This is a genomic window from Mycolicibacterium rhodesiae (assembly GCF_002086695.1).
In the GTDB taxonomy this organism is placed as follows: domain Bacteria; phylum Actinomycetota; class Actinomycetes; order Mycobacteriales; family Mycobacteriaceae; genus Mycobacterium; species Mycobacterium rhodesiae.
Genome location: NZ_MVIH01000025.1, coordinates 19,752 through 40,969, shown reverse-complemented (window position 1 = coordinate 40,969; position 21,218 = coordinate 19,752). Strand labels below are relative to the sequence as shown.

22 protein-coding genes and 1 pseudogene are annotated in these 21,218 nt (G+C 68.3%); 15 read left to right on the top strand and 8 right to left on the bottom strand.

Annotated features, from left to right (window positions below; genetic code table 11):
* On the top strand, window positions 1–374 hold a 374-nt coding region (locus BST42_RS27280), incomplete at its 5' end, for an MmpS family transport accessory protein (RefSeq protein ID WP_237159609.1).
* Window positions 374–1,066 carry a DUF2561 family protein gene (locus BST42_RS27275; protein WP_083122830.1) on the top strand — a complete coding sequence of 231 codons (693 nt, stop codon included), beginning with the start codon at window positions 374–376 and terminating at the stop codon, window positions 1,064–1,066. The genes BST42_RS27280 and BST42_RS27275, both read left to right, overlap by 1 nt.
* A gap of 97 nt (window positions 1,067–1,163) precedes the next feature.
* On the opposite strand, the gene qcrB is transcribed toward BST42_RS27275, so the two are convergent.
* Genes qcrB through ctaE form a run of 4 tightly spaced genes read right to left on the bottom strand, consistent with a single transcriptional unit; the run spans window position 1,164 to window position 5,471 of the window.
* A complete protein-coding gene (qcrB, locus tag BST42_RS27270; protein ID WP_083122829.1) occupies window positions 1,164–2,858 on the bottom strand; it encodes a cytochrome bc1 complex cytochrome b subunit in 1,695 nt (564 codons plus the stop codon).
* Complete coding sequence (gene qcrA, locus BST42_RS27265) at window positions 2,855–4,009, bottom strand: cytochrome bc1 complex Rieske iron-sulfur subunit (RefSeq protein ID WP_083122838.1); 1,155 nt, start codon at window positions 4,007–4,009, stop codon at window positions 2,855–2,857. Before qcrA ends, qcrB begins: the two co-directional genes overlap by 4 nt.
* Window positions 4,006–4,848, bottom strand: coding sequence for a cytochrome bc1 complex diheme cytochrome c subunit (qcrC, locus tag BST42_RS27260; RefSeq protein WP_083122828.1), 843 nt, complete (start codon window positions 4,846–4,848; stop codon window positions 4,006–4,008). The genes qcrA and qcrC overlap by 4 nt, the downstream gene beginning before the upstream one ends.
* 11 nt (window positions 4,849–4,859) lie before the next feature.
* Window positions 4,860–5,471 (bottom strand): aa3-type cytochrome oxidase subunit III, encoded by a 612-nt coding sequence (gene ctaE / locus BST42_RS27255; RefSeq protein ID WP_083122827.1) that lies wholly within the window; start codon window positions 5,469–5,471, stop codon window positions 4,860–4,862.
* A gap of 112 nt (window positions 5,472–5,583) precedes the next feature.
* On the opposite strand from ctaE, the gene trpD reads away from it, so the two are divergent.
* Window positions 5,584–6,666, top strand: a complete 1,083-nt coding sequence (gene trpD / locus BST42_RS30210; protein WP_237159608.1) for an anthranilate phosphoribosyltransferase — start codon at window positions 5,584–5,586, stop codon at window positions 6,664–6,666.
* Here the strand turns inward: trpD and BST42_RS27245 are convergent.
* Window positions 6,604–8,559, bottom strand: a pseudogene (locus BST42_RS27245) (DEDD exonuclease domain-containing protein); the annotation flags it as partial. The gene trpD and the pseudogene BST42_RS27245 sit on opposite strands and share 63 nt — an antisense overlap.
* Here BST42_RS27245 and BST42_RS27240 point away from each other — a divergent pair.
* The 5 genes from BST42_RS27240 to BST42_RS27220 all read left to right on the top strand — a co-directional run bounded on the left by BST42_RS27240 (window position 8,528) and on the right by BST42_RS27220 (window position 12,771).
* Window positions 8,528–8,749 carry a hypothetical protein gene (locus BST42_RS27240; protein ID WP_110918805.1) on the top strand — a complete coding sequence of 74 codons (222 nt, stop codon included), beginning with the start codon at window positions 8,528–8,530 and terminating at the stop codon, window positions 8,747–8,749. The pseudogene BST42_RS27245 and the gene BST42_RS27240 sit on opposite strands and share 32 nt — an antisense overlap.
* A 177-nt stretch (window positions 8,750–8,926) precedes the next feature.
* A complete protein-coding gene (ripC, locus tag BST42_RS27235; RefSeq protein ID WP_083122824.1) occupies window positions 8,927–10,099 on the top strand; it encodes a peptidoglycan hydrolase RipC in 1,173 nt (390 codons plus the stop codon).
* A gap of 46 nt (window positions 10,100–10,145) precedes the next feature.
* On the top strand, window positions 10,146–10,949 hold the full coding sequence (locus BST42_RS27230) for a hypothetical protein (RefSeq protein WP_435406075.1): 804 nt from the start codon (window positions 10,146–10,148) through the stop codon (window positions 10,947–10,949).
* 11 nt (window positions 10,950–10,960) lie between these two features.
* On the top strand, window positions 10,961–12,109 hold the full coding sequence (locus BST42_RS27225) for a glycosyltransferase family 4 protein (RefSeq protein WP_083122822.1): 1,149 nt from the start codon (window positions 10,961–10,963) through the stop codon (window positions 12,107–12,109).
* Window positions 12,110–12,120: 11 nt separating this feature from the next.
* Window positions 12,121–12,771 (top strand): cutinase family protein, encoded by a 651-nt coding sequence (locus BST42_RS27220; protein ID WP_435406074.1) that lies wholly within the window; start codon window positions 12,121–12,123, stop codon window positions 12,769–12,771.
* Here the strand turns inward: BST42_RS27220 and BST42_RS27215 are convergent.
* Together BST42_RS27215 and BST42_RS27210 are read right to left on the bottom strand one after the other, a co-directional pair.
* Window positions 12,768–13,229 carry a hypothetical protein gene (locus BST42_RS27215; protein WP_207569587.1) on the bottom strand — a complete coding sequence of 154 codons (462 nt, stop codon included), beginning with the start codon at window positions 13,227–13,229 and terminating at the stop codon, window positions 12,768–12,770. The two genes, BST42_RS27220 and BST42_RS27215, sit on opposite strands and share 4 nt — an antisense overlap.
* 7 nt (window positions 13,230–13,236) lie before the next feature.
* Entirely contained in the window at window positions 13,237–15,036 is a 1,800-nt protein-coding gene (locus tag BST42_RS27210; protein WP_083122820.1) for an AMP-dependent synthetase/ligase, read from the bottom strand.
* A 65-nt stretch (window positions 15,037–15,101) separates the two neighbouring features.
* Between BST42_RS27210 and BST42_RS27205 the strand changes: the two genes are divergently transcribed.
* From BST42_RS27205 to BST42_RS27185, 5 genes are all read left to right on the top strand, one after another.
* The gene (locus BST42_RS27205) at window positions 15,102–15,491 is read left to right on the top strand and encodes a polyketide cyclase / dehydrase and lipid transport (RefSeq protein ID WP_083122819.1); all 390 of its coding nucleotides are present in this window, start codon (window positions 15,102–15,104) and stop codon (window positions 15,489–15,491) included.
* A gap of 95 nt (window positions 15,492–15,586) precedes the next feature.
* Window positions 15,587–16,021: an SRPBCC family protein gene (locus BST42_RS27200; protein ID WP_083122818.1), complete on the top strand. Its 435-nt coding sequence runs from the start codon at window positions 15,587–15,589 to the stop codon at window positions 16,019–16,021.
* Window positions 16,022–17,275, top strand: coding sequence for an ArsA family ATPase (locus tag BST42_RS27195; protein ID WP_083122817.1), 1,254 nt, complete (start codon window positions 16,022–16,024; stop codon window positions 17,273–17,275).
* The gene (locus tag BST42_RS27190; protein ID WP_083122837.1) at window positions 17,272–17,637 is read left to right on the top strand and encodes a hypothetical protein; all 366 of its coding nucleotides are present in this window, start codon (window positions 17,272–17,274) and stop codon (window positions 17,635–17,637) included. Before BST42_RS27195 ends, BST42_RS27190 begins: the two co-directional genes overlap by 4 nt.
* Before the next feature lie 106 nt (window positions 17,638–17,743).
* The gene (locus BST42_RS27185) at window positions 17,744–18,487 is read left to right on the top strand and encodes a lysophospholipid acyltransferase family protein (RefSeq protein WP_083122816.1); all 744 of its coding nucleotides are present in this window, start codon (window positions 17,744–17,746) and stop codon (window positions 18,485–18,487) included.
* Here BST42_RS27185 and BST42_RS27180 read toward each other — a convergent pair.
* The gene (locus tag BST42_RS27180) at window positions 18,429–19,724 is read right to left on the bottom strand and encodes a glycosyltransferase 87 family protein (protein ID WP_083122815.1); all 1,296 of its coding nucleotides are present in this window, start codon (window positions 19,722–19,724) and stop codon (window positions 18,429–18,431) included. The genes BST42_RS27185 and BST42_RS27180 overlap by 59 nt on opposite strands.
* A gap of 148 nt (window positions 19,725–19,872) precedes the next feature.
* Here BST42_RS27180 and BST42_RS27175 point away from each other — a divergent pair, with 148 nt between their 5' ends.
* Window positions 19,873–20,688 (top strand): hypothetical protein, encoded by an 816-nt coding sequence (locus BST42_RS27175; RefSeq protein ID WP_083122836.1) that lies wholly within the window; start codon window positions 19,873–19,875, stop codon window positions 20,686–20,688.
* 10 nt (window positions 20,689–20,698) lie between these two features.
* Window positions 20,699–21,208, top strand: coding sequence for a polyadenylate-specific 3'-exoribonuclease AS (locus BST42_RS27170; RefSeq protein ID WP_083122835.1), 510 nt, complete (start codon window positions 20,699–20,701; stop codon window positions 21,206–21,208).
* Window positions 21,209–21,218: the final 10 nt, after the last annotated feature.

Here is a 21,218-nt window from a genome sequence, read left to right as displayed (position 1 = left end):
CGCCACCACCACCCCCGCCAGCGACGACGGAGGCACCACCGCCCGTGACCACAACGACAGCTCCGCCGGCGCCGGCCACCACGACGTCGACGCCGCCGCCCGGACCGCGTCAGGTCACCTATTCGGTGACCGGCACCAAGGCGCCCGGCGACATCATCTCGGTGACCTACGTCGACGCCTCGGGCCGCCAGCGCACCCAGCGCAACGTCTACATTCCGTGGTCGCTGACAGTGACACCGATCTCGCAGTCCGACGTCGGCTCGGTGCAGGCCTCCAGCCTGTTCCTGGTGAGCCGGCTGAACTGCTCTATCACCACCAGTGACGGCGTGGTGCTGTCGTCGAACCAGAACAACGCCGCGCAGACGAGTTGCTGATGACTACAGACACAGACACAGAAGACCGCCGGTCACCGGAAACCGTGGACCGGCTGCTGGTCGGGGTATGTGGCGCGATCTGGCTGGTGCTGCTTGCGGTGACGGTGATCGCGATCGTCGCGCTGGTGGACATGAGCCGCGGTCACTCGGCGAATGCGGGCGGTTCGGACACCCCCTGGCTGCTGTACAGCATCATCATCGTCTCGGCGGTGATCATCGTCGGCGCGATTCCGCTGCTGATCCGAGCCCGGCGCACTGCGCTGAATGATTCGCGCCTGACGCCGGAACCGGCCAAGGCCGCGCCACCACGAGCCACGGCCGCGCCGGCGGCCCCGGCGCGCGGCACCGAGGCGCCCACGGAGAAGCTCAAGGTTTTCGGCTCGACTGTGGACCCCTACGAGCGGTACCAGCCGGACTTCGCCCAGTCGTCGGCCTCGCGGCGGGCTGATCCGCTGATCCCGGCCACCGAACTGGACCGGCTGTGGCTGCGCTGCACGGTGATGCTGGCCGGCGCGATCGGCCTTGCGCTGGTCGGGGTGTCGACCGCGACATACCTCATGGCGGTGGACAACGACACCGCGGCGTGGGTGGCACTCGGCCTTGCGGGACTCATCACGGTCGCGATGCCGGCAATCCCGGTGACCTACCTACGTCAGCTGCACGGCGCGGTGGAAGAGGCTGTGCCCGCTTAGTTGGCGCTTGCGGTTGCGTGCGTCGGATGAGACGTGAGCGCTCCTTCAAACCAAGAGAACCCCGGGCCCTGTGGACCCGGGGTTCTCTTGGTTGGTGCTAGTGGTGGTGGCCGTTGCCACTTCCGTTGCCGTTGCCATCTCCGTTGCCGCTGTACTCGCTGTCCTGCCATTCGCGCAGGGCGGTGAGCGTGCGGTGCTCGGCGGCGTGTGCGGCCTCGTTGAGCGCTGCATCCTCGGATGCCGGATCGGCGGTGAGGAAGCTGCCGTGGCCGGTTCGACCGCCGGAGCCCAACTTGTTCATTCGCTTGGGCAGAGCCGCTCCCTGGTACTCCAGGGGGAGCGGGTGGCCATGCTCGTCGACCGGTCCGAGCGGCTGGTGCAGCTCGACGTAGGCGCCGTGCGGCAGACGCTTGATGATGCCCGTCTCGATGCCGTGCTCCAGCACGTCACGGTCGCTGCGCTGCAGCCCGACCGCCCAGCGGTAGGCGATGAAGAACACCAGCGGCGGCAGCACCAGCGAACCGATCCGGCCGATCCACGTCGTCGCGTTCAGCGAGATGTGGAACTTCAGCGCGATGATGTCGTTCATCGCGGCCAGCGTCCAGACCATGTACAACGAGATCGCCATCGCACCGATCGCGGTCCGCGTCGGAGCGTCACGCGGGCGCTGCAGCAGGTTGTGGTGCGCGGTGTCCCCGGTGAACTTCTTCTCCAGGAACGGGTAGGCGATCAGCAGTCCGAACACCAGACCCATGACCAGCGCGACCCAGAAGGCCGCCGGGATCGTGTGGTGGCCGAGGTAGAGCTCCCACGGCGGGAAGATACGGGCCAGGCCTTCCGTCCACATCATGTAGAAGTCGGGCTGGCTGCCTGCCGACACCTGAGACGGCTTGTAGGGACCGAGCTGCCAGATCGGGTTGATCTGCAGCAGGCCACCCATCAGGCCGAGGATGCCGACGGTCACCGCGAAGAACGCCCCGGACTTGACCGCGAACACCGGCATGACGCGAACGCCGACGACGTTCTTCTCGGTGCGGCCGGGGCCGGGGAACTGGGTGTGCTTCTGGAACCACACCAGCGCCAGGTGAACACCGATGAGCGCCAAGATGATTCCGGGGATCAGCAGGATGTGCAGTGCGTACATCCGGGGGAGCAGGGCGCCCACCGCGTTGCACTGGTAGCCCACCCCACCGCAGGGGAAGTCGCCGCCGAACAGTGCCCAGTGCAACCAGGTCCCGACGATCGGCACGCTCATGGTGATCGACGACAGCGCCGCGCGAAGGCCGATGCCGGACAGCAGATCGTCGGGCAGCGAGTAGCCGAAGTACCCCTCGAACATGGCCAGGATCAGCAGCAGCGAACCGATGACCCAGTTGGCCTCACGCGGCTTGCGGAAGGCGCCGGTGAAGAAGATGCGGGCCAGGTGCACCATGATCGACGCGGCGAACAACAGGGCCGCCCAGTGGTGGATCTGGCGGACGAACAGGCCGCCGCGAACCTCGAAGCTGATGTCGAGCGTCGAGGCGAACGCCTTCGACATCTCGATGCCCCGAAGCGGTTGGTACACACCCTGATACGTCACTTCGGCCATCGACGGGTCGAAGAACAGCGTCAGGTACACGCCGGTGAGCAGCAGCACGATGAAGCTGTACATCGCGATCTCGCCCAGCAGGAACGACCAGTGCGTGGGGAAGACCTTGTTCAGCTGGCGTCGAACCGCGGCCGACGGGTGGTAACGGGAGTCGATGGCGTCGCCCTGCTTGGCCAGGGCATCGTTGAGTTTCGGACTCATGATGTGCGCTCCCAGAATGCGGGTCCGACGGGCTCGGCAAAGTCGCCGTTGGCGACCAGATACCCGTCGGAGTCAATGGTGATCGGCAACTGCGCCAACGCGCGCGCAGCTGGACCGAAGATCGGCCGTGCGAAATGCAGTGCGTCAAACTGCGATTGGTGGCACGGGCACAGGATGCGGTAGGTCTGCTGCTCGTACAGCGAGGCCGGGCAGCCCAGGTGCGAGCAGACCTTGGTGTAGGCGAACAGGTCGCCGAAGTTGAAGCTCTCCTGGCCCGCACGCTTGACGACCTTGGCCATGTCGACCGGCTTGATGCGGATCAGCATCACCGGATTGCGCACGCCCATAGCGATTTCCGACAACCGCTCATGGCTTTCGACGGTAGTGCCGTCGCCGTCGCTCTCGCGCCACGGGAACACCGTCTCCATGCCGCCGGCGTCGATGTCCTCGGGCCGCAACTTCACGAACGGCGACTCGCCGGGCAGGCCGGTCGCGCGCGCCAGGAAGATGGTCTCGCCGGTGAACCGCGGGGTCCACCCCGAGGTCCACAGCACTGCCTTCTTGCCTTCGGCGGTGGGAACCACCGGCTTCCACGGGTTCTTGATCAGGCCGCCGATGAACGCCACCAGCGTGCCTGCCCCGAACGCGCCCAACCCGATTCCGAGCGATAGCCCGACGAGCTTGCGCCGCTTGATCGTCGAGCCCTCGAGCGCGTCGGTGAGGTTGGCGACGACGGTCTTGCGCGCGATCTCCGGGGAGGCGCCGTCGTGGCGCTCCTGGACGGAGATCTCCTCGGGGATGAACTTCTTCTGGTAGAGCACCGCGCCGATGCCGATCGCCAGGATCGACATGCCGAACGTGAGTCCGTACAGCGGGGTGGCGAACTCCGACCATTCGACGTTGTTGGTGCCGTCCCACTGCCACGGCCAGAACAGGAAGACCAGCAGCAGCGCCAGACCGAACAGGCCGCCGAGCAGCAGCCAGATCGACACCAGCCGCGCGGCACGCTTCTCTGCCTTGGTTCCCTCAACCGGCCAGCGGGGCTCCTTGAGGATGGTCTCGACACCGTCGATCCGGCCGCCGAGTTCGACCAGTTCCTCGCGCGACATCGCAGCGAGTTGCTCGTCGGTGGGCTGATTCACGTCACTCATGAAGATCTCGCTCCGATCCACAGCGCCGCCGCGATGACGGCGACCATGCCGATGATCCAGGCCGCCATGCCCTCAGATGAGGGGCCGAACCCGCCGAGGCCGTAGCCGCCGGGATCCGGCGCGCGAGTCGCCATCCGCACGTAGGCGACGATGTCCTTCTTCTCCTCAGGAGAAAGCTGGCGGTCGCCGAACTTGGGCATGTTCTGCGGGCCGGTCAGCATCGCGGTGTAGATCTGGGCCGGGGTGGCCGGCTCGAGTTCGGGTGCGTACTTACCCGACGACAGGGCGCCGCCCTTGCCGGTGAAGTTGTGGCACGAGGCGCAATTGAGCCGGAACAGGTCGCCGCCGCGGGCGACGTCGTTGCCGAGCAGCGAGTGGTCGGCGATCTGGCCGTTGGCGTCGCGGGGGACCAGCGGTCCGCCGCCGTTGGCCTGAACGTAGGCGCCGAGCGCGTCGATCTGGGCCTCGTCGAAGACCGGGTCCTTGCGCGGTGCCTGAGCTTCGCCGCGCATCGCAGGCATGCGGCCGGTGGACACCTGGAAGTACACCGCCGCCTCGCCGACGCCGATCAGGCTGGGGCCGCGGCCCTCGACGCCCTGAAGGTTGGCGCCGTGGCAGGTGACACAGGAGGTGTCGAACAGCTGCTTGCCGGTGCGCAGCAGTGCGGACTGTGATTCGTCGGCCACCGCGACCTGCGGGGTGGGCGTCAGCGTGGCGGCCAGGCCACCGGCGACACCGAGCCCGACCAGGAGCAGTACCGCACCGGTCAGGCGGCGACGAAGCCGGCGACGCGACTTCTCGCTTATCGGAGACTTCGGCTGCCCCGATCTCTTGAGCATCGAACCCCTTCTCATCGGATGAAGTAGATCGTCGCGAACAGGGCGATCCACACGATGTCGACGAAGTGCCAGTAGTAGGACACGACGATGGCAGCGGTCGCCTGCGCAGGCGTGAACTTGCTCATCGTGGTCCGCAGCAGAAGCAGGATGAACGCGACGAGACCGCCGATCACGTGCAGGCCGTGGAATCCGGTGGCCAGGTAGAACACGCTGCCGTAGGAGCTGCCCGCGATGGTCGTGCCGTGGGTGACCAGGTGGTAGTACTCGTAGGCCTGGCCTGCCACGAAGAAGGCGCCCATCAGGAAGGTGATCACGTACCAGCGGCGCAGCCCGTAGACGTCACCGCGCTCGGCCGCGAACACACCCATCTGGCAGGTGAACGACGATGCGATCAGCACCAGCGTCACCGGAACCGCCTGATACAGGTTCAGTTCGGTGGGCGGTGGCGGCCATACCCCGCCGGCCTGAGCACGGGCAGTGAAGTACATCGCGAACAGTCCAGCAAAGAACATCAGCTCACTGGAAAGCCATACGATGGTGCCAACACTGACCATATTCGGCCGGTTCAGCGAATGTACGCGCGATGTGATCGCAGTTCCCGAAGTGCCAACAGCGCTCGTCACAACAAGAAGTATGACGCTTTGTAGTTGTCGAGGTACAGCCAGGGGGCCAATTGGTCACATCTGTCTGAAAACTGACGTGTGGACATGCCCCGCGGCATGGGAATATCGGCGCGTGACTCACCCCCATTCCCCGCCCGGCGCAGGCTCGCCGGATACGTCATGGCCGCAGGTCCTGGACCGGTTGACGGCCAGCCTGGAACTCGAGCCCGGGCAGGCGAGTTGGGCGATGGACCAGATCATGAGCGGCGTCGCGACACCGGCTCAGATCGCCGCCTTCGGCGTGTCGATGAAGATGAAGCGGCCGACCGCCGCCGAGGTACGTGAATTGGCCGACACCATGCTGGGATACGCCCGCATGGTCCCCACCGACGAGATCGGCACCGACACCGTCGACATCGTCGGCACCGGAGGCGACCGCGCCAACACCGTGAACCTGTCGACGATGGCGGCGATCGTGGTCGCGGCCGCCGGCGTCCCGGTCGTCAAGCACGGCAACCGTGCGGCGTCGTCGAAGAGCGGCGGCGCCGACATGCTCGAAGCCCTCGGGGTGCGCATCGATCTCGGTCCCGACGAGGTGGCGCGCTGCGTGGCCGAAGTGGGCATCGGGTTCTGTTTCGCGCCGGTGTTCCACCCGTCCTACAAGTTCGCGGGCCCGCCGCGCCGCGAGATCGGCACCCCGACGGTGTTCAATCTGCTTGGGCCGCTGACCAATCCGGCCTCGCCGCGCGCAGGCCTGATCGGATGCGCGTTCGGTGATCTGGCCGAGGTGATGGCCGGGGTGTTCGCCGCCCGCCGCAGCAGCGTGCTCGTGGTGCACGGCGACGACGGTCTCGATGAACTGACCACCACGACCACCAGCACCATCTGGCGGGTGCAGGCCGGCACCATCGACAAGCTCACCTTCGACCCGATGGGTTTCGGCTTCGCCCGGGCCCGCATCGAGGAGCTGGTGGGGGGCGAGGCCGAGGAGAACGCCCAGGAAGCCCGTGAGGTGCTCGGCGGCGCCAAGGGACCCGTGCGGGACGCGGTGATCCTCAATGCGGCGGGCGCAATGGTCGCCCACAGCGGCCTATCCAGCCACGCCGAATGGCTGCCGTCGTGGGAGGACGGGCTGGCCCGGGCCGCGGAGGCGATCGACTCCGGGGCGGCCGAACAACTCCTGGCGCGTTGGGCGCGGTTCAGCCAGCAGCTCTGAGTCCAGCCGCTGCGCCTGTTCGGCAGCCAACCGTGCCGAGCGTGCGGTCGCAGCCCACTGCGCCCACGGACCCGCCGAGGCCAGAGGTGATGTCAAACCCGTTGTGGCGCTGACGATTCGTACGCCGGGAGCGTTGAGCCAGCGGGCGATCAAGGCGGTCTCTTCGACCAGCGCGCCGCCCAGCGGTGCCGGCTTGGGAAGTACCACCTGCGCTCCTGCCTGCAGAGCCTCGACCACGGGCATCGGCGGGACGCGACGGGGAGCAACGCCGGCCCCGGCGAGTTGCCCGTGCCGGATCACCGCCAGCTGCCAACCGCCCGCACCGTCCGGCGCGGCGGCGACGAGTTCTTCGACGGCACTGAGCGACCGCAGTCGCTGGCCGCGCCACAGCACGTCGACGGCTGCCGCGATGTGGTCACGCAGCCGCGCCGCGCTCTCGTAGCGGGACTTCTGCGCCAGGACGGCGACCTGGTCGACGGCCGCACCGAGCGCGGCGTTGTCCAGGCCTTCGATCAGCGCGGCCGCCAGCTGCGGAGCAGCCGCGTACTGCTCGGCGGTGATACCGCGCGGGGCGGGGCATGGGGAGACCTCGCGCTCGGGACAGGACGGTCCGTGCTCGGCCGTGCGGCCGATACGGCTGGTGCAGGTGCGCACACCGGTGAACCGGGCGATCAGCTCGGCGGTGTCCAGGGCGTCGGCCCGCGACCGGAACGGACCGATCGCGCGGTCGTGACGCGGCTCGCGGACCACCGAGAGCCGCGGGAAGGCCTCGTCGGTCAGCGCTACCCACCACCAGCGGTGCGGAAAGCGGGACCGGCGGTTGTACGGCGGCGCGTGTGCGGCCAGCAACCGCAGTTCACGTACTCCCGCTTCCAGCGCGTGGGCGCATTCGACATGGTCGACCGCCGTCGCCAGGGCCACCATCTCCTTCATCCGCCCGCGCGGGTCGGCGCCGTTGAAGTACTGGCCGACCCGGCGGCGCAGATCGGTGGCGGTGCCGACGTAGAGCACTTCGCGCGCCGGCCCCCGGAACAGGTACACCCCCGGCCGGTGCGGCAGGTTGCGGGCCAAGACCCGTTTGTTCCGTTGGGCGTTCGAGATGTTGGGCAGGTACCCGCGCAGATCGGTGTAGGTGTGCACGCCCTGGTTGCCGACCCGTTCGATCAGCGCGTGCAGCACGTCGACGGTGGCTCGGGCGTCGTCGAGCGCACGGTGGGTGGGCGTGGTGGCGGAGCCGACGAGTGCGGCGAGTGTGGACAGCCGAACGCTGGGCGCCTCCTCGCGGGTCAGCACGCGGCGGGCCAGTCGCACCGTGCACAGCACCGGCGGGCGGGGCCAGGGGATGCCGCACTGTTCGGCGGCGGAGCGCAGGAAGCCGATGTCGAACCCGGCGTTGTGGGCGACCAGCACGGCGCCACGGGCGAATTCGAGGAACATCGGCAGTACGGCGGCGATGGTCGGCGCATCGTGGACCATCGCGGTGGTGATCCCGGTCAGCTGGACGATCTGCGGCGGGATGGAGCGCTGCGGGTCGACCAGGGTGGCGAATTCGCCGAGCACCTCCCCGCCGCGGACCCGGACCGCACCGATCTCGGTGATCGCGTCGCGGGAGCCGTCGGCCGATGCGGTGGCCCGCCCGCCGGTGGTCTCCAGGTCGACCACCACGAATGTGGTCTCGCGTAGGGAGATATCGGCGCTCGCGTCGACGTCGGCGAAGCTCAGCTGAGCATCGATCGGTGTGGCCGCCACAGCGACTGACGGTAGGCAGCCCCACCGACAACGTGTCGGTGCCACTCCGATGGGGCGGACTTGTCGGTGGCCGGCGATAGCGTGCGGCCAACTCGATAGAAGGAGTCCCGAGATGGGAATGGAGCCAGCCGAACCGGTCGTCATCGACTGCGACGACTGTGCGGTGCGCGGCCCTGGTTGTCGCGACTGTGTGGTGAGCGTATTGCTCGGTGTCCCGGAAACTTTGCTGGAAGACGAACGAGCGGCCCTGGAGGTGCTCGCTGAGGCGGGCCTGGCGCCGAAGTTGCGGCTGGTGCCGATCCACCGCGCCGGGGGGCGGGGGCTGGCCAGCTAGCGCTGAGGCCGCGTCCTGCTAGGTTGGTTGGCAGGTTGTGACTGGTGTGGCTTGGGTGGCTGAGAGTCTGCTGAATTTCCGCCCCACGTTTGGACAACGCCGATGCCATTTCGTAACCTGTTCGAGACCTAAGGCACTCGATGCATCAACGTCGACGGCACTTAAAGGAACGCAATTTTGAGCTCTGACCGCAGATACCTGACTAAACGCGTTCTCAAGCGCCCTCTAGTTGGTGGGATTGCGGGCTTCCTGGTCCTCTCCGCCGTTATCTCCGGTGCCTCGCATGCCGACCCCGCCGAAGACGGTGTGGCCAAGCTGAACGAACTGTCACGACAGGCAGAACAGCTCACCGAGTCAATGCATTCCGCTCAGCTCGATCTTGACAAGAAGCTGCAGGCCGAAACCGTTGCGGAGAAGAAGCACACCGATGACCTCGCCGCAGCTGACAGCGCAAAGGCCCAGTTGGCGACCTACCAGGCTGCGGTCGACAAATTTGCTGCCGCGGTCTACATGGGCGGCCGCACCGACGGCCTGAACGCCATCCTGACCGCCGAGTCGCCCCAGGGTCTGATCGACAAGATGGCGGTGCAGCGGGTGATGGCCACCGAGATGGCCGCCCAGATGCAGAGCTACCGCCAGCTGAACGACCAGCTGCGCCAGGCCGAGGCTGAATCCGCCAAGTCGGCGGGCGAGGCCAAGACGGCCGCCGAGCAGGCTGCCGCGGTCCGCGCCGACCTGCAGCGCAAGCAGTCCCAGCTGCAGGTGCAGATCTCGGTCGTGAAGTCGCGGTACCAGACCCTCACCCCGGAGCAGCGCACCGCGCTGGCCGCGCCCGGTCCCGTGCCGCCGGCGGACATCCTGGCCGCTCCCGCGCCTGCGGGCCTGCCCCCGCTCAACGATGTGCCGCCGCCCGATGCGCTGCCGCCGGCACCGGATGCCCCGCCGCCGCCGGACGCCGCCCAGGTGACGCCGATGGCCGCCGTACCGACGCCTGGCGGTGGCGGCGAACAGGCCGCCGTCGCTGTCCAGGCGGCGCTGACCCGGATCGGTGATCCGTACGTCTGGGGTGGATCGGGTCCCAATCAATTCGACTGCTCCGGTTTGGTGATGTGGGCCTTCCAGCAGGCCGGCATCTTCCTGCCGCATTCCAGCCAGGCGCTGGCCGCCGGTGGCCAGCCGGTCTCGATGGATCAGATGCAGCCCGGCGACGTCGTGAACTACTACTCCGACGCCTCGCACTCGGCGATCTACATCGGTGACGGGATGATGGTCCACGCCTCGACGTTCGGCCGGCCGGTGATGATCGCTCCGGTCAACAACGCCCCGATCTACAACGTCCGTCGCTACTGACGCACCCCGGCGACGGCGCGCATTCGCGGCCGTCCTGGCCGTCGTTCTGATCACTGAGCTGCTCGGTGGCTCCGCACTGGTAGCCGCTCCCGCGGCGACTCCGCCGTCGCCGCGCTCCGCCGTTCCCGCACCGTCGCCCCTGGTCGTCGGCGACGGCCGCACCGTGCGACTGATCAGCCTCGGTGGAGACCGCACCGACGGCCTGCTCACCCGGATCGCCGGCGACATCGGTGACGCTGTCGCCGCCGTCGAGAAGTTCTGGGGCACCGACTGGGATCGCGAGATCGTCATCATCGCCACCGGCTCGCCGCAGGAGTTTGTCGCCCAGGCGGGCCTGGATCCGCGCGGTCAGTGGCAGGACATCGCGGCGGTCTCGGTCGCCGACCAGGTCGATTTCGCCCACCATCGGGCCGGCGGGCAGCGCATGGTGTTCGCCCCGGGCGCCGTCGCGATGAGCGATCAAGCGCTGCGAATCGTGTTGACCCACGAGCTGTTTCACCTCGCCGCCCGCGCCGACACCGCGCTGGACGCTCCGCGCTGGCTGGTCGAAGGGGTGGCCGATTTCGTGGCCCGCCCGCCGACGCCGCTACCCCCGGGCGCCGCCGCGGACACCGGGCTACCCGCCGACGCCGACCTGGACGCCGCCGGACCGCTGCGTGCCCACGGCTACGACCGGGCCTGGTGGTTCGCCCGGTTCGTGGCCGATACCTACGGCGTCGACGCATTGCGAAGGCTCTACACCGAGGCGTGCGGTCCAGGCCACGGCGACTTCGCGACGGCCGTGCGCAGGGCGCTGAACACCGATATCGCCGAGCTACGCGCCCGCTGGGCGCAGTGGCTGACCGGCTAGCGTGTACGGCGATGACGCGAGTCCTGCTGGTCACCAATGACTTTCCACCCCGCCGGGGCGGTATCCAGTCCTACTTGGAGCAGTTCGTCAGACGGCTCGCCGACAGTGGCGAACACCAGCTCACCGTCTACGCCCCGACGTGGAAGGACGCGCAGGCCTACGACCAGGCGGCCGGCTACCGCATCGTTCGCCACCCCGGCACGCTGATGCTGCCCGAGCCCGGCGTGGACCGCCGGATGCGTGAACTGATCGGCAAGCACGACATCGACACGGTGTGGTTCGGGGCCGCCGCCCCGTTGGCGCTGCTCGCCGGCCGGGCCCGTGGCGCCGGCGCACGCCGGGTGGTGGCCAGTACCCATGGCCACGAAGTGGGCTGGTCGATGCTGCCGATCGCGCGTTCCGCGCTACGCCGCATCGGCGACACCACCGACGTCGTGACATTCGTCAGTCACTACACCCGCGGACGGTTCGCCTCGGCGTTCGGGCCGGACGCCGCGCTGGAGCATCTGCCCCCCGGGGTCGATGCCGACCGTTTCCGTCCAGATCCCGCGGCCCGGGCGGAGCTGCGCGCTCGTTACGGCCTCGGCGAGCGGCCCACCGTGGTCTGCGTGTCGCGGCTGGTGCCGCGCAAAGGCCAGGACATGCTCATCAAGGCACTGCCCGGCATCCGCCGCCGGGTGCCCGACGCCGTACTGGCGATCGTCGGCAACGGGCCCTACGCCGACGACCTGCACAAGCTCGCCGCGCAGGTGGGTGTCACCGACGACGTGGTGTTCACCGGGGCGGTGCCCAGCGCCGAGCTGCCGGCCCACTACGCGATGGCCGATGTCTTCGCAATGCCTTGCCGCACAAGGGGTTCCGGGCTCGACGTGGAGGGACTCGGCATCGTGTTCCTGGAGGCCTCGGCCGCGGGCGTGCCGGTGGTGGCCGGCGACTCCGGTGGTGCCCCCGAGGCGGTGAAGGACGGCGAAACCGGACGGGTGGTGAACGGACGCTCGGTCGAGGAGATCACCGAGGCCGTGTCGGACATCCTCGGCGACCCCGCGCTCGGCGCGCGGATGGGGGAGGCCGGCAGGAGGTGGGTCGAAGCGGACTGGAACTGGGCGGCGCACACCGCGCGGCTTTCCGAACTCCTACGCGTGGCCGACCACGCCGTGTGACGATGCTCACGATGAGCAGAACCCGGGTCGCCGCGTTCGGCGCCGTTCTGGCGACCGTCGCAACGATGGTGGGCCCGGTCGGCGCCGCGTCGGCCGACGACTGTCCCGACGTCGAGGTGATCTTCGCCCGCGGCACCGGTGAGCCACCCGGCCTGGGGCGGGTCGGACAGGCCTTCGTCGACGCGCTCGCACCCCGCCTGGGCGGGCGCAGCATGGGCACCTACGCAGTGAACTACCCGGCCAGCTTCAACTTCCTCGCCGCGGCGTCCGGCGCCGACGACGCAGCCGCCCGCATCGCGGACATGGGTGCCCGCTGCCCGCAGACCACCCTGGTGCTCGGCGGGTTCTCCCAAGGGGCGGCGGCGGTGTCCATGCTGGCCGGCGTCCCGCCGGTGGGGCAGCGCATCGGCAGCATCGGTTCGGCTGCGCCGCTGCCGCCGGCCGCCGCCGGTCAGATCGCGGCCGTCGCGGTGTTCGGCAACCCGGGTGCCCGGTTCGGCACCCCGCTGTCGAACACCGGCCAGTTCGCAGGCCGCGCCATCGACCTCTGCAGCGGCGGCGACCCGATCTGCTCGCCGGGCCTCGACCGCGCCGCCCATAGCAACTACGAGCTGCCGCCGTACCCCGACCAGGCGGCCGGCTTCGTCGCCGGCCTGCTCTAGGTGCCGGTGCCCGGGCAGCCGTCGAATGCGTTACCCGTCCAGGTGGGATGTGCCTTCATGTTCTCGGCACACCACGCGGCGCCGTCCTCGGTCGTGCTCTTCCATTCATATGCCTGTTCGTCTTTGAGCGCCTGCTGCCCCTCCGGGCTGGCCGCCGAGTTGCCGGGTTTGCCCGCCGTCGCCACGGCGGCATTGCAGTTCAGGAAGAGCAGCATGGTGTTGTTCACCTGCTGGAAGTTGCTGCCTTTGACCCAGGGCGCCTTCTGCGACCGGGTGACGATGCACTCTTCGGTGGGCAGTTCGGACCCGACGCGTCCACCGACGACGACGGTCATGCCGGACCCGCTCAGCGCGCCGGCCGCGTCGCTGTAGGTCTCGCCTGCGTAGGCATCCGCGGACGCGACTCCGCACGAAAACAGCGACGCCGTCACGGCGAAGGCGCCGACGGCACCGGTCACCAAGAACCTACTTTGCATAGATCGCTCCGATCTCGTCGGCGAACTTCTCCGCCACCACATTGCGCTTGACTTTCAGCGTCGGGGTCAGCTCACCAGTCTGCACGGTGAAGTCATCCGGCAGGATGCGGAACTTGCGTATCGATTCGGCATGGGACACATGCTGATTCGCGTCCTTGACGGCCAACTCGACCTCGGCGACCAGATCGGGATCCGTCCGCAGATCACCTACCGAGGCGCCGGCGGCCTTGCCGTGCTGGGTCTTCCACACCTCGAACGCCTCGGGGTCGATGGCGATCAGGGCACCGATGAACGGCTGGTTGTCGCCCACGGCCATCGCCTGGCTGATCAGCGGATGAGCTCGCAGGGCATCTTCGAGCACCGCGGGGGCGACGTTCTTGCCGCCCGCGGTGACGATGATCTCTTTCTTGCGGCCGGTGATCGACACGAAGCCGTCGGCGTCGATGCGGGCCAAATCCCCGGTGTGGAACCAGCCGTCGACGATCGCTTCGCCGGTCGCTTTCTCGTTGCGCCAGTAGCCGGCGAACACGACGCCACCGGAGACCAGAAGCTCGCCGTCCTCGGCGAGCGCCATGCTGTTGCCCGGCACCAACTTTCCGACCGTGCCGACCTTGAGCTCGCCGATTCGGTTCACCGTGATCGCCGCGCTGGTCTCGGTCAGCCCGTAGCCCTCGTAGATCGACAGCCCGGCGCCGCGGTAGAAGTGGCCGAGTCGCTTGCCCAACGGCGCGCCGCCCGAGATCGCGGCGTGGCAGTCCCCACCGAGGGCGGCGCGCAGCTTGCTGTACACCAGTCGGTCGAACACGGCGTGGCCGAGCTTGAGCAGCAGGTTGGGGCCGTCGCCGGCCAGCGCCTCGCTGTAGGCAATCGCGGTCTTGACGGCCAGCTCGAAGACCGGACCCCTGCCGCTGTTGCGGGCGTTCAATTCGGCTGTGTTGTAGACCTTTTCGAACACTCGCGGTACAGACACCACGATCGTCGGCTTGAACGACTGCAGCATCGGCACCAGGTTCTTGATGTCGCTGGTGTAGCCGAGCGTCACCTTGTTGGCGAACGCGGTCATGGACAGGGCGCGTGCCAACACATGCGCCAACGGCAAAAAGACCAGCAGCCGCTCGTGTTGTCGCAGTAGCGTCGGGAAACATGTTGTGGTGCCGCGGGTTTCGAACAGCAGATTGGCATGGGTGAGCTGGACGCCCTTGGGTCGGCCGGTGGTGCCCGAGGTGTAGATCAGCGTCGCCGGGTCGGCCGAACGCAACGCCGCCAACCGCCGCTCCAGCTCTGCGGGTTCGGCACCGGCGGCGGCCTCGGCCAGCTCGTCGAGCGCGGTGGGGCCCGAGGACTCGATCCGCAGCGCCTTGCGCAGGTCCGGCAGCTCGTCGGTGAGTTCTGAGACCATCTGCGCGTGGGACTCGGTCTCGGTGAACACCAGCACGGCACCGGAGTCCTGGAGAACCCAGCGGATCTGTTCGGCCGAGGACGTCTCGTAGATGGGCACCGTCACCCCGCCGACCGACAGGATCGCGTAGTCGAGGATCACCCACTCGTAGCGGGTCGCCGACAGGATTGCCACCCGGTCGCCCGCCTGCACGCCTTCGGCGATCAATCCCAGCGCCGCCGAGCGGATCTGGGCGGCGACCTCGGCACACGTCACGTCGGTCCAACCGCCGTCGACCAGCCGTTGGACGATCACGTAGCTGGGATCGGTGCGCTCGTGGTCGTACACCGAACTGACGACATTGTCGTGCTCGCCGATGGTGAACGACGCCGGAACGGTGTACTCACGCATGTCAACAGCGTAGTCACCGGCAACCAGGCACCCCGGCCACGGACCCGATATGTGAAGCTGTTGGCATGAACAGCATCCAGGTCGCCGACGAGACATTTGTCGCGGCAGATCCGGCGGCGGTCGGGCGCGCGGTCGCGGACCGGGCGAGCTGGCGGCGGTGGTGGCCGGACCTGCGTCTCGAGGTCGTCGAGGACCGTGCCGACAAGGGGGTGCGGTGGACGGTGACCGGCCCGCTGACCGGCACCATGGAGATCTGGCTGGAGCCGGTGCTCGACGGCGTGCTGCTGCACTATTTTCTGCACGCCGAGCCCTCCGGGGTGGCGGCCTGGCAGCTGGCCAAGATGAACCTCGCCAAGCTCACGCATCAGCGTCGGGTGGCCGGTAAACGGATGGCGTTCGAGGTGAAATCCGCTTTGGAGGCGTCCCGCCCGGTGGGCGTCGCACCCGGCACCTGATATCAGGTCAGACCCTCGGGCGGGAGGGTACCTTTGTGGCCGAGGGAGCGGACCCCGGTCGGGTCACGCAGCGCAAGCGATGGGAATGGGCAACAGTGGCTGACAAGACGGCGCAGACCATCTACATCGACGCGGACCCCCGCACCGTGATGGATGTCATCGCCGATATCGGGTCGTACCCGCAATGGGTCTCCGAATACAAGGAGACCGAGGTCATCGAGTCCGATGACGCCGGTTACCCGCTGGTCGCGCGACTGGTTCTGGACGCCGCTGTTCTCAAGGACACCATGGTGCTGGCCTACGAGTGGCCGGCCGACCGCAAGTCGGTGCGCTGGTCATTGGTTTCAAGCTCGCTCTTGCGGGCACTCGACGGCGCATACACGTTGCAACCCAAAGGTTCTGGAACCGATGTCACCTACGAGTTGTCGGTGGATCTGATGATCCCGATGATCGGCCTGCTCAAGCGCAAGGCCGAGCGCAGGCTGACCGACACCGCGCTCAAGGACCTGAAGAAATGGGTCGAGGGCTGAGTGACTGACCGGGCCCGGATCAGTTTCTTCGTCGGCAAAGGCGGCGTCGGAAAGTCGACGCTGGCCTCGGCGACGGCGGTCCGGGCAGCGCTGGCCGGTCAGCGGGTGCTGGCCGTGTCCACCGATCAGGCCCACTCCCTCGGCGATGTTCTCGGACTGGCGGTTCCGCCGACCGGGACCCGCGATCCGGTGCGGATCCTCACCGAGGAGGGCACCGATGACACCGCGGGCGGCCACCTTGACGCGCTGGCGCTGGACACCTTGGCCCTGCTCGCGGCCAGATGGCGTGCCGTCGCGCCGGTGCTGGCCGCCAGATTTCCGGAGTCCGACATCAAAGACGTTGCCCCGGAAGAGCTTTCCGCTCTGCCGGGAATCCAAGAAGTGTTAGGGCTGGCCGAGGTGGCCGCGCTGGCCGACTCCGGCCAGTGGGACTACGTCGTCGTCGACTGCGCCTCGACGGCCGATGCGATGCGGATGCTGACACTGCCTGCCGCCTTCGCGATGTATGTCGAGCGAGCCTGGCCCCGCCATCGCCGGCTCAGCGCGGCCGTCGACAGTGTGCACGCCGCGGCCACCGTCGCTGTGGTCGAGGGCATCAGCGGGGCCGTCGAGGGGTTGTCCGCCCTGCTCACCGATGCCGAACGGGTCAGCGCCCACCTGGTGCTCACCGCGGAGCGGGTAGTGGCCGCCGAGGCGGTCCGCACCCTGGGCTCGCTGGCGCTGATGGGTGTGCGCGTCGCTGAACTGATCGTGAACCAGGTTCTCGTCCAAGATGATTCGTACGAGTACCGCAATCTTCCGGATCACCCGGCGTTCGGCTGGTACGCCGAACGAATCTCCGAACAGCAATCGGTGCTCGATGAGCTCGCCGCCACCATCGGTGACGTCCAACTTGTGCTGGCACCCCATCTGGCCGGTGAGCCGATCGGACCCAAGGCGCTCGGACAACTGCTCGACAGTGTCCGGCGTCGGGACGGCTCGGCACCGCCCGGGCCGCTCAAGCCGGTGGTGGACCGAGAATCGGGCTCAGGGCTCGATGCCGTCTACCGCATGCGGCTAGAGTTGCCGCAAATCGATCCGGGCACGCTGACGCTGGGCCGGGTCGACGACGACCTGATCATCGGCGCCGCGGGGATGCGGCGCCGGGTACGGCTGGCGTCGGTTCTGCGGCGGTGCATCGTGATGGACGCGGCCCTGCGCGGCACCGAGCTGACCGTGCGCTTTCGACCCAATCCGGAGGTGTGGCCCGCGTGAACGGCCCGCATCCCGACCTGGGCCCGGAACTGCGCGCCCTGGCCCAGGCGATCCTCGACCGGCTCGACCCGGCCGTACGGGCCGGTGCGGCAATGGCATCCGGTGGCGGGCAGGGTAAGTGCCAGCAGGTGTGGTGCCCGGTGTGTGCGCTGGCAGCGCTGGTCAACGGCGAACAACACCCGCTGCTCACCGTGGTCGCCGAGCACAGCGTGGCGCTGGTGACGGTGATCCGCACGATCATCGCCGAGGACGGCACAAGCCCACCGGAGCCGGACCGGACACCCCCGGAGCCGCCCGGCCCAGATTCGCCGGAGCGCCCCGGCAGCCGCTACCAACACATTCCCGTCAGCGTCGAGGAGTGACGCTGCCCGCGCCCTGATGATCCGGTGAGAACCGGGTGCGACCTGTGGTCGGTGCCCGCGGACCTGGGTAGAGTTGCACGAAAGCGTGCGGTGATCGGGAGGCTCCATGTGGTACTGGCTGTTCAAGTACATCTTCATGGGCCCGTTGCTGTCCCTCTTAGGTAGGCCGAAAGTCGAAGGGCTGGAACATGTTCCGACCAACGGCCCGGCAATCCTGGCCAGCAATCACCTGGCGGTGGCCGACAGCTTCTACCTCCCGCTGGTGGTCCGGCGAAGGATCACCTTCCTGGCGAAGTCCGAATACTTCACCGGCACCGGGATCAAGGGCTGGTTCACCCGGTGGTTCTACACCGTCGCCGGACAGGTCCCGATCGACCGCACCGACGCCGACGCCGCGCAGGCGGCGTTGACCACCGCCGAGCGGCTGCTGTCGCAGGGCAAGCTGATGGGCATGTATCCCGAGGGCACCCGCTCGCCGGACGGGCGGCTGTACAAGGGCAAGACCGGACTGGCGCGGCTCGCGCTCGAGACCCAGGTGCCGGTGATTCCGGTCGCGATGATCGGAACCGACGTCGTGAACCCGCCGGGATCGAAGATGTGGCGCTTCGGCCGGGTGACGGTGCGCTTCGGCAAGCCGATGGACTTCTCCCGGTTCGACGGACTGGCGGGCAACCGGTTCATCGAGCGGGCCGTCATCGACGAGGTCATGTACGAGCTGATGGAGCTGTCCGGCCAGGAGTACGTCGACATCTACGCCGCGACGTTGAAGAACAGCGAGGAACCCGGCGACCCTAAGCAGGGTGGACCAGGTCAGCCACCGGCGCGGTTCCCGGAGTCCGCCGCAGGTTAGCGACCGGTGTGGTCACCGTCAGCCCCGCGACGACGATCACGGCCAGGGCCCACCAGACGTACGACATCCCGAGCAGCTGGCGCCACCACGACGCCGACTCCTCGTGATGCTGGGGCAGCAATTCCAGCGGAATCCACACCATCAACGCCACACCGACGGCGGTCACCACGCCGAGCGCGATATTGCGCCGCCGGTAGGCCGCCACCGCGGCCGTGACCACTGTCGGCAGCGCCCACACCCAGTGGTGTGACCACGACACCGGCGAGACCATCAGCCCGAACAGGGCCACGCACATCAGCGCCAGCGTCGGCGCTTCGGCGTCGGGGCTGGCCCCCAGCACCCGCCGGACCGCCCAGACGGTCAGGCCCAGGACAGCGAAGCACGCCAGCGTCCACAGGATGAAGTGGGTGCCCTTGTCCAGGCCGAGCCGGGCCAGCGCGCCCGCGATGTTCTGGTTGGTGTTGAGCGCCGCGCTGCCGATCCGGTCGGTGTGGCGGATCGTGGTTGTCCAGTACTCCAGCGAATCGCGCCAGGCCAGCGCGCAGCCCAGCAGGCTGGCCGCGACGAAGGTGGCGGCCGCGGTCAGCGCGGCGCGACCCTCGCGGCGCAGCAGGAAGTACAGCAGAAATACCGCTGGGGTCAGCTTCAGCGCGATCGCCAGCCCGAGCAGTATCCCGCGCGGCCAGGGAGTGCGGCGCGGCACGCAATCGGCGATCACCAGCGTCATCAGCACCACGTTGATCTGGCCGAACGCGAAGTTGGCGTCGATGGGTTCCAGATACATCACCGCCAGCGCCACGATGCCCGCCGACAGCCAGGCCCGGCGCATCCAGGCTGGCTCCCGGGTCAGCGTCGAGGCCGGCCACACCGCCAGGCGGGTCAGCACGATCCAGGTCGACACCAGCACCAGGACCAGGGTGATGACGGTGATGATCACGCTCGCCGCCGACAGCGACACCCAGGCGAACGGGCTGAACACGATGGCCGCCAGCGGGGGATAGGTGAATGGCAGGCCCAGTCCGATCGTGGTGCGGAATGTCGCATCACCGGAGTACAGGGACTGACCGTGCAGCCAGGCCTGGCCGCCCATCCGGTAGACCTCGATGTCGATCCGATAAGGGATATGCCCGAACAACAGCCAGCCGGCGTAGACCAGGAGCGCGACGATCGCGACCTGCATCACCCGCCACCCGGCGACCAACCAGGGCCGCGCCGGACTGCCCACGTCGCTACTCATCTCGCGAACAAGACTATCTCCGGCGCCGCGACGCGCCGGGACGTATCCCGGCCGTGCCGGGCCCATCGGGGCGCGTCGGCGCGTATCTTCACCTCCCGTGCCCTACCACCTGCACTTCGATGTCGTCGCCCCCGGGCGCGTGCCGTTGATGTGGTGTCTGATCGCGTTCATCCTCACGTTCTTCGTGACCCGCACGATCGTCCGCTACATCCGGCACAACGCCGGCAACGACGCTCCCCGCAGATGGTGGCAGCCGCGCAACATCTCCGGCCACGGCGGCCTGCACATTCACCACGCCGTGTTCGGCATCATCCTGGTGATGATCTCTGGGGTCGCGATGGTGACCATGGCCACCGAAGGCGGAACCAGCGAGTTCACCGCTGCTGCAATCGTTTTCGGCATCGGCGCGGCACTGGTCCTCGACGAGTTCGCGCTCATCCTGCATCTGGAGGACGTCTACTGGGCCGAGGACGGCCGCGCCTCGGTGGACGCGGTGTTCGCCGCGATCGCCGTGGCCGGCCTGCTGATCATGGGTTTCAACCTGCTGTCGTTCTTCGACATCGGCATCTGGCGCGCCGACGATTCCGTCGGCGCCCGCACGCTGGTCGTGGTGCTCGCCGTCGCGACGCTCGCGCTCGCCGTCGTGGTCCTGCTCAAGGGCAAGGTGTGGACCGGCCTGATCGGGATGTTCATCACGCCGCTGCTGTTCATCGGCGCGATCCGGCTGTCCCGTCCGCACGCTCCGTGGGCACGGTGGCACTACCAGGACAAGCCCCGGAAGATGCACAAGGCCCTGGAGCGGGAACGCTACATGCGGCGCCCCGTCGTGCAGGCCAAGCTGTGGTTGCAGCACATCATCGCCGGTGAGCCGAGCTTCCCGGCCGACGCCGAGGTCGACGCCGAGCTCGACAAGGAGATTCACGCCGCCCCCGCGCCGCTGCCGCGGGCCGAGGCGAAGGGATAGGGTGCCGCCGGTGCGGTACTTCTACGACACGGAGTTCATCGACAACGGTCGGATCATCGACCTGATCTCGATCGGCGTGGTCGCCGACGACGGACGCGAGTTCTACGCGATCTCCACCGAGTTCGACCCCGACTCCGCGGGCCGGTGGGTGCGCACCAACGTGTTGCCGAAGCTGCCGAGCCCGTCGTCGCAGCTGTGGCGCTCGCGCCGCCAGATCCGGGAGGGCCTGGAGGAGTTCCTGGGTATCGACGGCGACGAACCGATCGAGCTGTGGGCCTGGGTGGCCGCCTACGACCACGTCGCGCTCTGCCAGTTGTGGGGGCCGATGACCAGCCTGCCGCCGCAGATCCCGCGGTTCACCCGCGAGCTACGCCAGTTCTGGGAGGACCGCGGCAGCCCGCGGATGCCGCCGCGACCGCAGGACACCCATGACGCCCTGGTCGACGCACGCCACAACCGGCGCCGGTACGTGCTGATGACCACCGGTGTCGACCTGGGCGCGACGCCGGTCAGCCGGTAAAAGGGGATGC

What these genes read in the sequence shown, in the direction of transcription:
- BST42_RS27275 (WP_083122830.1), top strand. Translation starts at nt 374, where the DNA reads ATGACTACAGACACAGACACAGAAGACCGCCGGTCACCGGAAACCGTG.
- qcrB (WP_083122829.1), bottom strand. Translation starts at nt 2,858, where the DNA reads ATGAGTCCGAAACTCAACGATGCCCTGGCCAAGCAGGGCGACGCCATC.
- qcrA (WP_083122838.1), bottom strand. Translation starts at nt 4,009, where the DNA reads ATGAGTGACGTGAATCAGCCCACCGACGAGCAACTCGCTGCGATGTCG.
- qcrC (WP_083122828.1), bottom strand. Translation starts at nt 4,848, where the DNA reads ATGCTCAAGAGATCGGGGCAGCCGAAGTCTCCGATAAGCGAGAAGTCG.
- BST42_RS27240 (WP_110918805.1), top strand. Translation starts at nt 8,528, where the DNA reads ATGGGAATGGAGCCAGCCGAACCGGTCGTCATCGACTGCGACGACTGT.
- BST42_RS27225 (WP_083122822.1), top strand. Translation starts at nt 10,961, where the DNA reads ATGACGCGAGTCCTGCTGGTCACCAATGACTTTCCACCCCGCCGGGGC.
- BST42_RS27220 (WP_435406074.1), top strand. Translation starts at nt 12,121, where the DNA reads ATGAGCAGAACCCGGGTCGCCGCGTTCGGCGCCGTTCTGGCGACCGTC.
- BST42_RS27210 (WP_083122820.1), bottom strand. Translation starts at nt 15,036, where the DNA reads ATGCGTGAGTACACCGTTCCGGCGTCGTTCACCATCGGCGAGCACGAC.
- BST42_RS27205 (WP_083122819.1), top strand. Translation starts at nt 15,102, where the DNA reads ATGAACAGCATCCAGGTCGCCGACGAGACATTTGTCGCGGCAGATCCG.
- BST42_RS27185 (WP_083122816.1), top strand. Translation starts at nt 17,744, where the DNA reads ATGTGGTACTGGCTGTTCAAGTACATCTTCATGGGCCCGTTGCTGTCC.
- BST42_RS27180 (WP_083122815.1), bottom strand. Translation starts at nt 19,724, where the DNA reads ATGAGTAGCGACGTGGGCAGTCCGGCGCGGCCCTGGTTGGTCGCCGGG.
- BST42_RS27175 (WP_083122836.1), top strand. Translation starts at nt 19,873, where the DNA reads ATGTGGTGTCTGATCGCGTTCATCCTCACGTTCTTCGTGACCCGCACG.